This window comes from Cupriavidus basilensis (assembly GCF_000832305.1).
Classification (GTDB): domain Bacteria; phylum Pseudomonadota; class Gammaproteobacteria; order Burkholderiales; family Burkholderiaceae; genus Cupriavidus; species Cupriavidus basilensis_F.
Genome location: NZ_CP010536.1, coordinates 4,508,350 through 4,522,716, shown reverse-complemented (window position 1 = coordinate 4,522,716; position 14,367 = coordinate 4,508,350). Strand labels below are relative to the sequence as shown.

The window sequence follows — 14,367 nt, the reverse complement described above, 5'->3', positions numbered from 1 at the left end:
TTAAATGGCGGGTTCTGCGATGCCGCAGGGGATCACGTATGCGCATCGCCGGGTCTGACCTGTTCCGTGCAAAACCGGTGCGTATCCTTGGTATTTGACTAAGCTGAAACGCGCTGGAAACAGCTGGATTGGCCGGAACAGGCAGCGGGCCGGGCAGGCTGATGGGGTTGGATCGGATGGGTTGGGCTGGTTTACGGCTTTACGCGTCCGCTCCGGCAAGATTCCCTCCCACAACTGCGTCGCGCGGCGTCGATGTCCGATTCGTCGGTGCCATCGATTCGCGAGATACACGGCCGGCAGCAAGATCACCACAGCAGTCGGCAACACCGCAAACCGCGGCAGCCCCATGCGAACCATACGCGGCGGCGCCCGGCTTAACGCCGGAAGCCGGGCGAGCCCAGATCAACCAGAGAGTGCAACATGAAACGTACATACCAACCTTCCGTTACCCGCCGCAAGCGTACCCATGGTTTCCGCGTGCGCATGAAGACCCGCGGCGGCCGCTCCGTCATCAACGCGCGTCGCGCCAAGGGCCGCAAGCGCCTGGCAGTCTAAGGGCCTGGCGACCGGCCACGGCGGTGCAGCAGCTTGCGCCGCTTTGGCCACTCGCCTCGCCTTTTGGACGGCCGGTAGCCAGCAGCCAAGCACAGCTTTTCCGCTCGCTTTGCCTAGCGTGACTACCTTTGCCTACCCTAAAGCCGCGAGGCTCACAAAAACGGATGAGTTTTCATCCGTTTTTGCATTGCGTCCGCGCCGACGCAGCCAGCATTTCGTGCTGTACGTGGGCGAGAACGGCCTGCCGCAAGCCCGCCTGGGCGTGGTGGTTGGCAAGAAGTTCGCCGCGCGTGCCGCCGAGCGCAACCTGGTCAAGCGCATGGTGCGGGAACTGTTCCGCCAGCGGCAGGACAAACTCGCGGGCCGCGATGTGTTGCTGCGCCTGCAGGCCAAGTTTCCGCGCGCGGAGTTTGCCAGCCGCACCGCGATACGCCGGGTGTGCCTGGCTGAGCTGACCGGCTTGTTCGAGGTGGCGGTGAAGCCGCTTGCCCCGCGCCCTGCTGCCCCTTCCGGGGTGTCGCCGGCAAAGTCCGCCGAGGCTGCGCCCACTGAAGTCCCGCCCTCGGGCGCTCCTGCCTGACCGGCCCGCCGCCATGAAGCGAATCCTGCTTGCCCTGCTGCGCATCTACAAGATCGCCCTGAGCCCGTTTTTTGGCTCGCAGTGCCGCTTCCTGCCCACCTGTTCCGATTACGCCCGCGAAGCGATCCTGTGCCATGGCGCAGGGCGCGGCAGCTGGCTGGCCGCTTGCCGGCTATGCCGTTGCCATCCGTTCACGGATGGCGGGTATGATCCGGTGCCACCGGCATCGGCAACAAAGCAAGACCGGGCTCGCCCCGCGACTGGCCATCCAGTCACGATCCGGCTACCCCGCCCCTGATTTCCCCCGACCACAGCGAGACATGGATATCAAACGCACCATACTCTGGGTCATCTTCTCGATGGCCCTCGTGCTGCTCTACGACAACTGGCAGCGCGCCAACGGTCACCAGTCGATGTTCTTCCCGAGCGCGACGCAGCAGGCTCCGGCAACCGCAGGCGGCGCTTCGGCCCCGCAAGGCGACGTGCCCAAGGCCAATGCAACAGCCGGCACCGCCGCGGGCGCCGCGGCGTCCGTCCCGGTCGCCGCGGCCCAGCCGAGCGGCGAGAAGATCGTGGTCAGCACCGACGTGATGCGTGCCCAGATCGATACCGCCGGCGGTATCCTGACGCGCCTGGAACTGCTGAACCACAAAGACCATGACGGCAAGCCGGTCGTGCTGTTCGAGCGTGACCAGACCCGCACCTACATGGCCCGTTCCGGCCTGATCGGTGGCGACCTGCCCAACCACACCACGGTGTTTACCGCTTCGGCGGGCCCGCGCGACCTGGCTGGCTCGGACAAGGTGTCGGTGACGCTGACGGCGGAGAAGGACGGGGTCAAGCTGGACAAGACCTATACCTTCCACAAGGGCAGCTACGTTGTCGACACGAAATTTGCCGTGACCAACGACAGCGGCAAGCCGATCTCGCCGACGCTGTACATGGAACTGACGCGCGACGGCAGCAAGGTCGAGCAGTCGCAGTTCTATAGCACCTTCACCGGCCCGGCCATCTACACCGACGCCGACAAGTACCACAAGATCACCTTCGACGACATCGGCAAGGGCAAGGCTTCGGTCCCCGCGGCCGGTAGCAGCGGCTGGGTGGCGATGGTGCAGCATTACTTTGCCTCGGCGTGGATTCCGCAATCGGGCAAGGAGCACAGCTTCTACGTCGAGAAGATCGACAACAACCTGTTCCGCGTGGGCGTGCAGCAGCCGCTGGGCGCCATCGCCCCGGGCGCCACGGTATCCACCGATGCGCGCCTGTTCGCCGGCCCGCAGGAAGAGCGCATGCTCGAGAAGATCACCCCGGGCCTGGAACTGGTGAAGGACTACGGATGGCTGACCATCCTGGCCAAGCCGCTGTTCTGGCTGCTGGAGAAAATCCACGGCTTGCTGGGCAACTGGGGCTGGTCGATCATCGGGCTGACCGTGCTGATCAAGCTGGTGTTCTTCCCGCTGTCCGCGGCTAGCTACAAGTCCATGGGCAAGATGAAGGACCTGCAGCCCCGCATGACCGCGATGCGCGAGCGCCACAAGGGCGATCCGCAGAAGATGAACCAGGAGATGATGGCGCTGTACCGCACCGAGAAGGTCAACCCGCTGGGCGGCTGCCTGCCCATCGTGATCCAGATCCCGGTGTTCATTGCGCTGTACTGGGTGCTGCTGTCGTCGGTGGAAATGCGCGGTGCGCCTTGGCTGGGCTGGATCCATGACCTGTCGGTGCCGGATCCGTTCTACATCCTGCCGGTGCTGATGGCCGTGTCGATGTTCGTGCAGACCAAGCTGAACCCGACCCCGCCGGACCCCGTGCAGGCCAAGGTCATGATGATCATGCCGCTGGTGTTCTCGTTCATGTTCTTCTTCTTCCCGGCTGGCCTGGTGATGTACTGGGTCACCAACAACGTCTTGTCGATCGCGCAGCAATGGCAGATCAACCGGATGCTTGGCAAGAACAAGGCGAAGACCGCGGCGGTGGCCAAGGGCTGACGCTGAAGCCGGACCGGCGGGTGGCAAACCCGCGCCGGCCCGGCACATGAGGTCGCTCAAAGCGTCAATGGCGGCCTCACTGAAATCCCCCGCAAGTTCCGGCTTGCGGGGGATTTTGCTTTTCTGCGGCGTGCTTCGCCCAGGTGGCGTTGCCGTGGCGGCAAGACGCCACGGCAGAAAGTTGGCCAAATTTTGCCAAGCTCGCTAGCATGAAACCATGAGCACAATGAATATCTCTCTGCCTGACACGCTCAAGGCCTTTGTCGATGAGCAAGTCAACCAGCGCGGCTACGGCTCCAGCAGCGAGTACGTGCGCGAGCTGATCCGCAAGGATCAGGATCGCCAGCACCTTCGCAGCCTGCTTTTGGCGGGTGCCGATTCGGCGCCGACTGCGCCGGTCGATAGCGACTACTTCGACGCCCTGCGAGCGCGGGTGCGCAGCGCTCGGGGATGAGGGCCAGGTCTGTCGTCGCGAGAGCGCTTGCCAGACGGTAAGTGACCGCCGCGACCATCGGAGCGTCTCGTCAATACAGCCGCTTGCCCGCCGTCTCACACACCATCGCCAGTCCCGCCAGCGGCAGCTTGAGCACTGTTGCGGCGTAGCTGGCCACGAAGTGCGGCACGATGTGGCTGGCGCAGGCGCCCCCGTATCACTCAGGCGCGTGGCACACCGCTTCGATATTGTGGCCGTCCGGGTCCAGCACAAAGGCGCCGTAATAATTCGGGTGATAGTGCGGGCGCAAACCCGGCGCGCCGTTGTCCCGGCCGCCGGCCGCCAGCGCGGCCTTGTAGTAAGCATCCACCTGCGAGCGCGAGTCCGCGCGAAAGGCGATATGCAGCGGTGGCTGGTTGGGCGTGCCGTTGCTGATCCAGAACTCGGGCTTCTCGGGCGGGCCGAAGCCGGCCACGTCGGTGTGGCCGGTCACGCTGGCGGGCAACTCCATGTTCTTGATGAAACCGAGCGCGGCCAGCGCGGCGGTGTAGAAGGCCCGGCTCTTGGCAAAATCGCTGACGACAACGCCTGTGTGATCGATCATCTTGCAGTTTCTCCTTGGGTGTTTTTTGTAGTCCGGCGTTGGCTCTGTGTTGGCCCGGTGTTGGCTCAGGCCAGGTCGAGCACGCTCATGGTGGCGTTGAAGCGGCTGACCAGCACCGCCTCGCCGTGCACGCTGGCGAAGACATCGGCCTCCACCACAATGATGGCGCGGCCGGATTTCAATACGTCGGCGCGGCAGGTGAGGCGATCGCTGCGGGCGGCGCGCAGCAGGTTGATCTTGAATTCGGCGGTGACCACATGGCGCCCGGTGTCGAGCATGGTGCTGGCAGCCGCGCCGGCGGTGTGCTCGGCGATGGTGGCTTGCACGCCGGCATGGACGATGCCGCCATGCTGCAGGTGGCGGGGCGTGACCAGCAGTTCGCTCTCGCACCAGCCTGGCCCGCAATCCACCAGCCGGATGCCTACGTCGGCGACAAAGGCAGCCTGGCGAAAGCCGGCCTCGATGGTGTCGCGCAGCAAAAGGCGTTCTTGTTCGGTGGACATGGCGCTGCTCCTCGCACTGGTGGTGATCGGGTACGGCCTTGTGATGGCTGGCCGGCTGGCGTTGCCTGCACGCATTGCAACCCGAAGCGCGCAGGCTGTCAATGGAGTGCGGCGCAACCGGCACAATCGCCTACACTGGTTAGACGTGCCCTAGAACGTGCCCTGAATCGTGCCCGGAAACATGCCCTGAAGCCGGCCTGCGCAAGATCAGGCTGTTCCGGTAGCTTCCGGTAGTTATGCCCACGCCGATACGCCATGCGCGCCGCCAACCTTCCCATGCAGCTGCACCCGCGCATGCGCGCCATCGATGCCTTCATCGCGCTCGGCGATGCGGGCCTGGTGGCGGTTGCCGATCAGCTGGATGCCTTGCACCGGCGCGACCATCCTGATGATGTGCATGCGTTGCGCGTGGCGGTGCGGCGTCTGCGCGCCGTATGCTGGGCATTTGCCCCGGCCCTGCCCAAGGCCATCCGCGCGCGCTGGGATGGTTGCCTGCGCAAGCTGGCGCAGGCCGCCAGCGATGTGCGCGACTGGGACGTGTTCATCAGCGCGACCTTGCGCCCGGCGCTGGACTTGCAGCCCGAGGATCCGGTGCTGCTGGCGGTGCATGACACTGCGATGACGCGCCGCCACTACGCACGCGCCACCATGCTGGCGCAACTCACTGAACACCAGCACTGGCCACTGCCCGTGCTGCACCGCGACCTCACGCACCTGGGCGCGGGCGGCGCGCCGCGGGCGGGCGCCGCCGCGCAGGACCGGCTGGCAGTGTTTGCGCGCCGGCGCTTGCGCCGCGCGTGCAAGCGCGTGAAGTCGCTGGCGCGTGCCGCGCGCTCGCAAGACCTGGCGCGCGTGCATCGCTTTCGCCTTGGCAGCAAACGGCTGCGCTATGTGATCGAGGCGCTGGAGCCGGTACTGGCCAAGCGCTATGCCAAGCGCCTGCACGGCAAGCTGGTGAAGCGCCAAGGCAGCCTGGGTGACCTGATCGACGGCGCCGTGGCACGCCGCCTGATGATGGAGTGCCTGAACATGCCCGCTGCGGATGCAGCAGATGCAGCAGATGCAGCGCATGCGACGGATGTGCCGGATGCGCCAGGTACCACGGTTGCGCCAGATCGATCTGCGACAATATCGCCATGACTGCCACGACCGCCATGACCGCAACCCACTCCCTCCAGCCTCGCTCCGCTCGCACCACGCCCATCGCCGCCATTGCTACCGCGCCCGGGCGTGGCGGCATCGGCGTGGTGCGCGTGTCCGGCCCCGACGTGAGCGCGATTGCGCAGGCCGTGTGTGGCCAGGCGCTGAAAGCCCGCCACGCCACCTACCTGCCGTTCCTGGATGCGCACGGCAAAGCGATCGATCACGGCCTGGCGTTGTACTTCCCCGCGCCGCACTCGTACACCGGCGAGGAAGTGCTGGAGCTGCAGGGCCACGGCGGCCCGGTGGTGATGCAGATGCTGCTGGCGCGCTGCCTGGATGCCGGCCGCGAGATGGGCCTGCGCCTGGCCGAGCCCGGCGAGTTCACGCGCCGCGCCTTTCTGAACGACAAGCTCGACCTGGCCCAGGCGGAAGCCGTGGCCGACCTGATCGAGGCCAGCACCGAAGCCGCCGCGCGCTCGGCCGCGCGCTCCATGGAGGGCGTGTTCTCCGACGCCATCCGCGCGCTGGTGGAGCAGGTGATCCACCTGCGCATGCTGGTGGAAGCCACGCTGGATTTCCCCGAGGAAGAGATCGACTTCCTCGAAGCCTCCAACGCGCGCGGCCAGTTGGCCAATATCCGTGATGCGCTGGGCGGCGTGCTGGCGCAGGCCAAGCAGGGCTCGCTGCTGCGCGAGGGCTTGTCGGTGGTGCTGGCGGGCCAGCCCAATGTGGGCAAGTCGTCGCTGCTCAACGCGCTGGCCGGCGCGGAGCTCGCCATCGTCACGCCGATTCCCGGCACCACGCGCGACCGCGTGCGCGAGACCATCCAGATCGAAGGCATCCCGCTGCATATCATCGACACCGCCGGCCTGCGTGAAGACGCCACCGACGAAGTCGAGCGCATCGGCATCGAGCGCACCTGGCAAGCCGTGGGCCGCGCCGACCTGGTGCTGCACCTGGTGGACGCGGCCGACTACGTGGAACACGGCTTGTCGGAGATCGACGACGCCATCGACGACCGGCTCTGCGGCCACCTGCCGCCGGGCTCGCCGATCCTGCGCGTGGTCAACAAGATCGACCTGGCGCCCAAGGTAGGCGAGCATCACTTCGGCGCCGATCGCCCACACGTGGTGGCCGCCATCGGCCCGAACCCGGCCGAGGTATGGATCTCCGCGCGCACCGGCGCCGGCATCGACCTGCTGCGCGGCCAGTTGCTGCGGCTGGTGGGCTGGCAATCCGGCAACGAAGGCACCTTCCTCGCGCGCGAGCGGCACCTCACCGCGCTGCGCAACGCGCAATCGCACCTGGACCTGGCCGAAGAGCGCGCAGCGCAAGAGGCGCAGGCGCTGGACCTGTTCGCCGAAGAACTGCGCCTGGCGCAGGACCATCTGAACAGCATCACCGGCGAGTTCAGCAGTGATGATCTGCTGGGGACGATTTTTACGCGGTTTTGTATTGGCAAGTAAGCCTCGTTTGCGCCTGGTCCGGGCTTGCTTCGCTCCTGCGCCGGCCCGACTTCACCGGCAGGCAGATCCGCGTCTGCAACTGCGCGGGCGGCGTGGTGCGAGGATCGTTCACGTATTGCTCGAACATGGGAAAGTTCGCCGGCACGACCCTGCTGCTCGGCAGCCATTCCGAGAACATCCAGTTGTACGCCTTGCTCATCTCGTTGTAGGGGCCTGTGTAAGTCAGCATCGCGCAGCGGCCCGCCGGGATTTCGAATCGCTCCAGTTCCTCGCCCAGGTCGGCATCTGGCGCAACCGACAGGCCGGCCAGCGAGCGCAGTTGCGCGACTGGCACCTGTTCGGGATCGCTGAAGTACACGCCAAAGCCGATGGCGTCCGGGCTGGCAAGGCCCCGGCTGGCTGCCAGCATGAAGATGCGGGTGAACACCGGGCCGATTTCCTGATAGCTGCCACGATGGGGCAGCGTGGCCAGAACGGTGCCGGGAAAGGTTTCGATCGTGATGGGGTACATGCCTGGCTCCTGAGGATTGAAGGGACCGGAGCGGGCTGCGCGATACCGCCCCGGCGGGATGCCGAAGGCCGCGCCGAATGCCCGGTTGAACGCCGCGTCCGACTCGTAGCCGGCACGCAGCGCCACATCACGCAATGAAGCTTCGGTACCGGCCAGCGCGATCGCCGCACGGTGCATGCGCAGGCGTTGTACCGTGGCGTTCACCGTTTCTCCCATCATGGCGCGATAGACGCGATGGAAGTGATACGGCGACAGGCAGGCCAGGTCGGCCAGCTGGTACAGCTGCGGGTCGGCGTCGGGGTGGCTTGCCAGCCACCGCAGGACGGGTTCCATGCGTTGGGCGTACTGGATTCGGGTCTCGGGCTTCATGTGGTCTCCATGGCGTGCAATCTACCGGCAGCCGGTTTGCGGATTTTGCGGTTTTTTTTGTGGCTTGGCTGGCGCAAAGTGCAGGCAAGCGCATGCGGGTCGGTTCCGGCAAGCTGCGGCGCACAAACCGGTCAGCGCTCCCTCCAACGAGTCCGCACGCCCTCCTATACTGAAATCCCACCCCTATCTCGCCCGGCGCTGGTCCACGCGGCTGCCAGCGCGCGAGCCAATAGCACAAGTGCCGCGCGGCAAGCCAACCAGGCAAGGCAAGCACAGGAAGCAGGGGCCTGAATCCCGGACCGGCATCGACGCCAGGCGTGTAGCGTGCGGCGCGGATGTACGCGGGGGTTCACACGAAAACTCGCACGAAAACTCGCACGAGAATTCGCACGGGCTCCTGTCCATGCAAGACCGGCAAGGAGATCATCATGACCAACGCGCAAGGACAAATCGTCGGCACCCTGAACCACCTGATCGAGGTCGGCAAGGACGGCGAGCTCAGTTGCACGACCGGCGCCCGCGAGGTGCATAACCCCGAGATACGCGCGATCCTCACGGGCACGGCGGAATCGTGCCGCGCCTCGGTGATGGAGTTGCAGGCACTGGTGACATCGCTGGGCGCGGAGCCCCGGGATCGCGGCAGCATGGGCGGCACGCTGCATCGCGGCTGGATGGAAGTGTTGCACGTGATCGCGCCGCACAATGACGATGCGGTGCTGCAACTGTGCGAGCGCGATGAGGAAACGGCAAAGCGCGAGTACCAGTCGGCACTGACGAGGGACATGCCGCCCGAGATCCGCGCGGTGGTGCAGCGCCAGTACGAGGGCATACAGTGGCATCATGATCGCATCCACGCCATGCGCGGAATGCAGATTCATTGAGGCTGCGATGCGCTGATCGTCGGCAATCCCCTGCGATAAGTGGCAATGACCGCAGCAAAGACCGCAGCAAAAACCGGCTGCCTGCCTGACGCCTGGCGAGCTACCAGACGAACGGGACCAGCCGGTATCGCACCCGGGCCGCATAGGCCGCGTAGCCCTTGAGGCCGCGCTGCAGCTCGCGGTCTTCCATTGCCGTGCGAAACACGATGGCGCCAATGAGCACCAGCGATGCGGCCACGCCGTACCAGGAGCCGAGCATCAGCGCATTGGCCGGCAGGAACACCAGCATGGTGGCATAGAGCGGGTGGCGAACCACGGCGTAGGGGCCGCTCGACACCACCCGGTGCCCGCGCTCGGCCTGGATCCTGACCACGGCCGCGAGGAAGGTGTTTTCGTGAAACACGCGGTCGATCACGAGAAATGACAGCACCAGCAGCACCGCGCCCAGGCACTGCAGCCACAGCGGCATTGCGGACCAGCGAAAGCGCACCGCATCCAGGCCCATCAGCACCATCCAGGCGATCCACGCCGCGAGCACGCAGGGCAGCAGGATCTTGTCCCAGAACGGCTGGCCGCGTTGCAGCGGCATCTTCATGCGCTCGGCGAGCAGCGCCGGATCGTGCCGCGCCAGGCGTTGCGTGAGCCAATAGCCGCCGCCAAAAAACAGGATGAGATAGGCCCAGGCGGCTGGCCAGGCCAGCGTGCCCGCCGCGCCAAACAGCAGGGCCGCAAAGAGCAGGCCCTCCGCCGCCAGCGTCATTCCGACCTTGAATCCCATGGCGCCTGCCTCCTTGCCGCCGAACCGGTAGCCGCGCGTTTGTCATGCTTGCACGTTAGCACGCACTTGGTATGCCGGCGCACAGAGCGCGCCTGCGGGGCCAGCTAGATTCGTTGCGCATGCCCATTGGTTGCGCGCGCCGCGCGCGGCCACCGCGACGCCGCAGAGCGTTGTGGCGCGGCGGCAAGCGAGGGCGGCATGGCAGAGTACTGCGCCCCCCGACACCTTGAGGGGTAGGAAAAAATGAGCCGTCGCGTTCTAGAGCTGACCGGGCTTCGCAGCGTCGCGGTCATGCTGGTGGTCATCAGCCATGCGGAGCACATGGCCAAGGGGGGGTACACGGGATTGCTCGCGCCGCTGCGGTATTTCGCGAACGGCGGCGTCGGCGTGTTCATCTCGTTCGTGCTGAGCGGCTTCCTGATTACGGAGCTGCTGCAGGCGGAGTGGCGCGCCTGCGGCTCCATCAAGCTGATGCGTTTCTATGGCCGCCGCGCGCTGCGCATCTGGCCGGCTTTCTATGTCTACCTGATCGCGCTGGGCCTGTTCGGCATTGTCGGGCTGATCGATGTCGATGCGCGGCAGCTCCTGTTTGCGGCCGCGCACCTCTGGAATTACTCCGAGATGCTCGGGCTGGGCAACGTCAACATGGTGCATCCCGCCGGCGCGTGGCTGCTCGGCCATTTCTGGACGCTGGCGCTGGACGAGCAGTTCTACTGGCTGTGGCCGCCAGTGCTATTGCTGCTGCTGCGCGGCAGGAATCCGCGTTGGCTGGTGCTGGTGATCATGCTGATGCCGCTGGTGAGGGTGCTCTGCTATTTCACGACGCCTTCGCTGCGCGGGCAGCTGGGGCTGATGCTGCACACGGGCGTGGACCCGGTGCTGATGGGATGCTATATCGCGCTGGACCGCGAGCGGCTGAAGGCGCAACTGAACGCACGCTTTGCCGGCGCGTTCGCGTTGCCGGCGCTGATCCTGGCACTGCTGCTGGGCCTGCCGGTCATCGGCACCCTGGCCGGCGGCATCTGGACGGCGACCTATGGTCCGGTGGCGCTGGCGGCGGCGGCCGGCCTGCTGATCCTTGCCGTGGTAGAGCGGCCCGAGTTGTGGATATCGCGCCTGCTCAGGAGCAAGGCCTTTGTGTTCGTGGGCACGATCTCGTTCAGCTTGTATGTCTGGCAGCAGCTGTTTACCAGCACGGCGTCGCCGCTGGCGCTGCGCTTCCCCTTTTGCATCCTGGAGACGCTGGCAGCCGCGGCGCTGAGTTACTTGCTGGTCGAAGCGCCTTTCCTGCGGCTCAGGAGCTGGCTCGGCAGGCGAGCGCGGGCAACAGCCCTGGAGGCGGTGAGCGAGGAGGGCGGCGCGCCCGCGCACAGCGTCGAGGCGGAACCGCTCCAGGACTTGCCGCAGCAGGCCTTGTAAGTGGGCGTTGCACTGCTGGCCTGTGTTGGCCTGTGTTGGCTGCCACACCAACAGGGGGCAGGCCGCGCGGTACCTTTTGACATCGCACCACGGCAGCCCCGGGGGAGCCCGCCCGCGCCGGGCGTGGCCATCCCAGGCAGGGAGTGAACATGAACCGAGACGGTACACACCTTTGCGCGCTCGACGGTGTGCGGGGCCTGGCGGTCCTGATCGTCATGCTCTATCACTTTGCCCATGTGGGCCTGGTGTCGGACCTGCCGCTCGACCGCCTGTTCTACCAGTTGTCGATGACGGGGTGGATTGGCGTGGATATCTTCTTTGCACTGTCGGGATTCCTGATCACGGGCATCCTGCTGCGCACCAAGGGCGCGCCCAACTATCTGCGCGCGTTCTACGGGCGCCGCGTGCTGCGCATCTTTCCGCTGTACTACTTCTACCTGGCCGTCCTGTTTGTGCTGCTGTTCCCGCTGATCTCGCACCGCGTCGGCGCCAACGAGCAGGCCAAGCTGGAGGCGGTGCAGGCCAGCTGGCCGTGGTTCGTGCTGTATCTGTCCAACCTCAAGCAGGCGCTGGCCGGCACGTTCTTCGGCGCGGGCGCGGGGCATTTGTGGTCGCTTGCCATCGAGGAGCAGTTCTACGCCGTGTGGCCGTTGCTGGTGCTGCTGTTGCCGTTGGCCGCCATGCGCCGGCTCTGCCTGGTGCTGCTGGCGGGAACGCTGGCGCTGCGCGTCGGCATGGTCTTGCAAGGCTTCAGCGCGGATGCCATTTCGGTGTTCACGCCGGCCCGGCTGGATGGCCTGGTGGCCGGCGCGTTGCTGGCGATGGCGGTCCGGCGCGGATTGCACTTCAAGCCCTGGCTGGTGAAGGCGGCGCCGTTGGCGCTGCTGGTGCTGGCGGGCGGGCTCGCGGCCATGGGCTCCCGGCTGGAAGCCAGCCCGCTGATCTACACCGTGGGCTTCTCGGTGGTTGCCATGGTGGCGGTGGGCCTGATCTACGCGGCCTGCGCCACGGACCGGCACGCCGTGTTCAGCAACCGGTACCTGGTGTTCCTGGGCAAGTACAGCTACGCGCTTTACGTGTTCCACCCGATCATCCGCGTGGCGGCGGTCAAGGTGTTCGGCGAGCCGCGCCTGTTGTTCGGCAGCCAGATCCCCTGGCAGCTGGGCTTTTCGGCGGCGTGCCTGTGCGCCTCCATCGCAGCGGCCTTGCTGAGCTGGCACCTGATCGAAAAGCGCTTCCTGGGGCTAAAGGACATGCTGTTCCCCAACCGGGTTCCCACACCGGCGCCGCCCCCGCCATCCGCCGCCTTGCCGGCGCGCGACACGTTTGGCGCCGACCCCGCCAGGCGCGGACGGCCCATCATCTAGGCATGCTGATCCGCGGCGGGCGGCGGCCTGGCAGTGCCGGGCCGCCGGCCCACCGATGAATCGCATGCGGGCACGGCCAACCGCTACAATGGGCCGTTTCAGCGAACGAGCCCCTGCCATGACCGATCATCCCCGCTTTACCCTCAATCGCTCGCTCGTCGTACTGGTGCCGCAGCAGCCTTTCTTCGAATGGATCATGGCCGTGGATATCGACCCGGTAGCCACGCTGACCCTTGAGCATGTGCGCGAGGACCAGAGTGTGTTCCTGGTGCCGGACGATGTTTCGACCACGTCGGAAGCGCTGCAGTGGGTGGAACAGCGCTGGCGCGGCTTGTTCGAATTCATGCTGGGGGAGTGGTTCGACGAAAGCCTGTGGCCGCAAACGCTGACGCTGCAGCAGTTCCGTGACTGGTTCACCGTGCAGCACCACTCGATGGTGTTCGACATGGCGCCGGACACCCCGATCGAGCATGAAGACTGGGAAGACGAGGACGAAGACGACGACGAAACCGGGCTGCGGCACCTTCACTGAGCGCGGCTTGCCGGTTGCGCCTTGATGCGGCGCAGCCCGGCGGCCCCGCAGCAAGCCGGCTTTACGTCACGCCATCGCCATGAAGCGCATGCGCATGCCTCCCCCCGGATCCCCACGCGGCACCTCGCCCAGGCTGTGGACAAGTCTGTGGAGAAGACCGAACAACCCTGTGGGCAAAGCTGTGGGCAACTTTTTGGCAAGCCCCGCCCGAGCGCCCGGCCTGGCGCCGCCAGGCCTTGCCACAGGCGGGCTGGCAGCTGAGCCGAGCGTGCCGGCGCAATGGCCTATTTCTATTGCAGGAAACCCCGGATGTTGAACCGTACCCAGCAAATCCTTATCGGTGTTGTCGCCCTTGCCGTCCTTGGCATGTTGTGGCTCACCGGCAACCATGAAGCGCAGCAGGAAGAGCCGGCCCCCGAGCCGGTCACGGCAGCGTCCGCGGCGGTGCCGGAGCCCAACGCCGGCGCGCGCGGCGTGCCCAAGAACGGCACGCTGGACCCGATCAGCATCGACCCGAACCGCTCCACCGACATCCTGCCGCAATACCAGGCGGACACCCTTGTCGACGATTACCAGGAGAACGTTGGCACGGCCAACGACCGCTACCTGGGCAAGTATTTCATCGTGGAGGGCGTGGCCAGCGGCGCGAGGCGCGAGGGAAACGACACGGTCTTCCTGGATATCCGCTCCAATAGCCCGACCCTGGTGGTGCGCGCCAAGCTCCTGCCGATCCAGATCTGCGGCCCCGCCGGGCGCACCTGCGAGGTCGAGGCACGCGCAACCATGGTCCGGCGCGGACAGAAGGTGGCCGTGGAATGCACCGGCGCGGGCCAGGTGGAAGGCTCGCCCGTCCTCGAAGATTGCCTTGTGCGTGGCGGCGCCAACTGAGCGCGAGCACTGACTTACCCGGATTTACCCAGATCGATATCCAGCATGCAAACCCTGCTTTCCGTACTCGCCCTGACCATCCTGATCGTCACCGTGGTGGGGCTGGTCTCGCCACCGTTCATCAGCAACGCCTTCCTGAAGGGCCGCCCGGTGGGGCGCCTGCAGATCCTGCTGGTGGGCGTGTTCCTTGCCGCGATCTGCCTGATGGTGGTGGGCACGATGGCCAGCGGGGGGGTGGCAAAGGCCTGAAGCAGCCTGAGGCGCCTGACGAAGGCTGCCGATCGGGCCAGAGCCGCGCGTGCCTTCGAGGCGCAGGTGATGGCGCTACGCCGCCGCCAGGCCATTGT

Annotated in this window: 17 protein-coding genes; 13 read left to right on the top strand and 4 right to left on the bottom strand. The window is 66.2% G+C overall.

The window, feature by feature from the left end; genetic code table 11:
* Positions 1 to 420 precede the first annotated feature (420 nt).
* The 5 genes from rpmH to RR42_RS20825 all read left to right on the top strand — a co-directional run bounded on the left by rpmH (position 421) and on the right by RR42_RS20825 (position 3,580).
* A complete protein-coding gene (gene rpmH / locus RR42_RS20840) occupies positions 421 to 555 on the top strand; it encodes a 50S ribosomal protein L34 (protein ID WP_017229861.1) in 135 nt (44 codons plus the stop codon).
* Between the two features lie 118 nt (positions 556 to 673).
* Entirely contained in the window at positions 674 to 1,135 is a 462-nt protein-coding gene (gene rnpA / locus RR42_RS20835) for a ribonuclease P protein component (RefSeq protein ID WP_144409864.1), read from the top strand.
* A 13-nt stretch (positions 1,136 to 1,148) separates the two neighbouring features.
* Entirely contained in the window at positions 1,149 to 1,433 is a 285-nt protein-coding gene (yidD, locus tag RR42_RS38695) for a membrane protein insertion efficiency factor YidD (RefSeq protein ID WP_082054956.1), read from the top strand.
* A 22-nt stretch (positions 1,434 to 1,455) separates the two neighbouring features.
* On the top strand, positions 1,456 to 3,126 hold the full coding sequence (gene yidC / locus RR42_RS20830) for a membrane protein insertase YidC (RefSeq protein ID WP_043351069.1): 1,671 nt from the start codon (positions 1,456 to 1,458) through the stop codon (positions 3,124 to 3,126).
* Positions 3,127 to 3,343: 217 nt separating this feature from the next.
* Positions 3,344 to 3,580, top strand: a complete 237-nt coding sequence (locus RR42_RS20825) for a type II toxin-antitoxin system ParD family antitoxin (protein WP_043351067.1) — start codon at positions 3,344 to 3,346, stop codon at positions 3,578 to 3,580.
* A gap of 196 nt (positions 3,581 to 3,776) precedes the next feature.
* Here the strand turns inward: RR42_RS20825 and RR42_RS20820 are convergent, their stop codons facing one another.
* Positions 3,777 to 4,163 carry a VOC family protein gene (locus tag RR42_RS20820; protein WP_043351066.1) on the bottom strand — a complete coding sequence of 129 codons (387 nt, stop codon included), beginning with the start codon at positions 4,161 to 4,163 and terminating at the stop codon, positions 3,777 to 3,779.
* 65 nt (positions 4,164 to 4,228) lie between these two features.
* Complete coding sequence (locus RR42_RS20815; protein ID WP_043351064.1) at positions 4,229 to 4,666, bottom strand: PaaI family thioesterase; 438 nt, start codon at positions 4,664 to 4,666, stop codon at positions 4,229 to 4,231.
* A 255-nt stretch (positions 4,667 to 4,921) separates the two neighbouring features.
* On the opposite strand from RR42_RS20815, the gene RR42_RS20810 reads away from it, so the two are divergent.
* The gene (locus tag RR42_RS20810; RefSeq protein WP_082054955.1) at positions 4,922 to 5,806 is read left to right on the top strand and encodes a CHAD domain-containing protein; all 885 of its coding nucleotides are present in this window, start codon (positions 4,922 to 4,924) and stop codon (positions 5,804 to 5,806) included.
* A 14-nt stretch (positions 5,807 to 5,820) separates the two neighbouring features.
* On the top strand, positions 5,821 to 7,275 hold the full coding sequence (mnmE, locus tag RR42_RS20805) for a tRNA uridine-5-carboxymethylaminomethyl(34) synthesis GTPase MnmE (protein WP_043352498.1): 1,455 nt from the start codon (positions 5,821 to 5,823) through the stop codon (positions 7,273 to 7,275).
* Here the strand turns inward: mnmE and RR42_RS20800 are convergent.
* Positions 7,250 to 8,155, bottom strand: a complete 906-nt coding sequence (locus tag RR42_RS20800; RefSeq protein ID WP_236701945.1) for an AraC family transcriptional regulator — start codon at positions 8,153 to 8,155, stop codon at positions 7,250 to 7,252. The two genes, mnmE and RR42_RS20800, sit on opposite strands and share 26 nt — an antisense overlap.
* 428 nt (positions 8,156 to 8,583) lie before the next feature.
* On the opposite strand from RR42_RS20800, the gene RR42_RS20795 reads away from it, so the two are divergent.
* Positions 8,584 to 9,036, top strand: a complete 453-nt coding sequence (locus RR42_RS20795) for a PA2169 family four-helix-bundle protein (RefSeq protein ID WP_043351062.1) — start codon at positions 8,584 to 8,586, stop codon at positions 9,034 to 9,036.
* Positions 9,037 to 9,136: 100 nt separating this feature from the next.
* Here the strand turns inward: RR42_RS20795 and RR42_RS20790 are convergent, their stop codons facing one another.
* Positions 9,137 to 9,814 (bottom strand): methyltransferase family protein, encoded by a 678-nt coding sequence (locus RR42_RS20790; RefSeq protein WP_043351060.1) that lies wholly within the window; start codon positions 9,812 to 9,814, stop codon positions 9,137 to 9,139.
* Positions 9,815 to 10,057: 243 nt separating this feature from the next.
* Here RR42_RS20790 and RR42_RS20785 point away from each other — a divergent pair, with 243 nt between their 5' ends.
* The 5 genes from RR42_RS20785 to RR42_RS20765 all read left to right on the top strand — a co-directional run bounded on the left by RR42_RS20785 (position 10,058) and on the right by RR42_RS20765 (position 14,269).
* Positions 10,058 to 11,233 (top strand): acyltransferase family protein, encoded by a 1,176-nt coding sequence (locus RR42_RS20785; protein ID WP_043351059.1) that lies wholly within the window; start codon positions 10,058 to 10,060, stop codon positions 11,231 to 11,233.
* A gap of 149 nt (positions 11,234 to 11,382) precedes the next feature.
* A complete protein-coding gene (locus tag RR42_RS20780; protein WP_063778423.1) occupies positions 11,383 to 12,600 on the top strand; it encodes an acyltransferase family protein in 1,218 nt (405 codons plus the stop codon).
* 118 nt (positions 12,601 to 12,718) lie between these two features.
* Positions 12,719 to 13,132, top strand: a complete 414-nt coding sequence (locus RR42_RS20775) for a hypothetical protein (protein ID WP_043352493.1) — start codon at positions 12,719 to 12,721, stop codon at positions 13,130 to 13,132.
* Between the two features lie 309 nt (positions 13,133 to 13,441).
* Positions 13,442 to 14,020, top strand: coding sequence for an OB-fold putative lipoprotein (locus RR42_RS20770; RefSeq protein ID WP_043351055.1), 579 nt, complete (start codon positions 13,442 to 13,444; stop codon positions 14,018 to 14,020).
* Positions 14,021 to 14,065: 45 nt separating this feature from the next.
* Positions 14,066 to 14,269 carry a hypothetical protein gene (locus RR42_RS20765; protein WP_043351053.1) on the top strand — a complete coding sequence of 68 codons (204 nt, stop codon included), beginning with the start codon at positions 14,066 to 14,068 and terminating at the stop codon, positions 14,267 to 14,269.
* Positions 14,270 to 14,367: the final 98 nt, after the last annotated feature.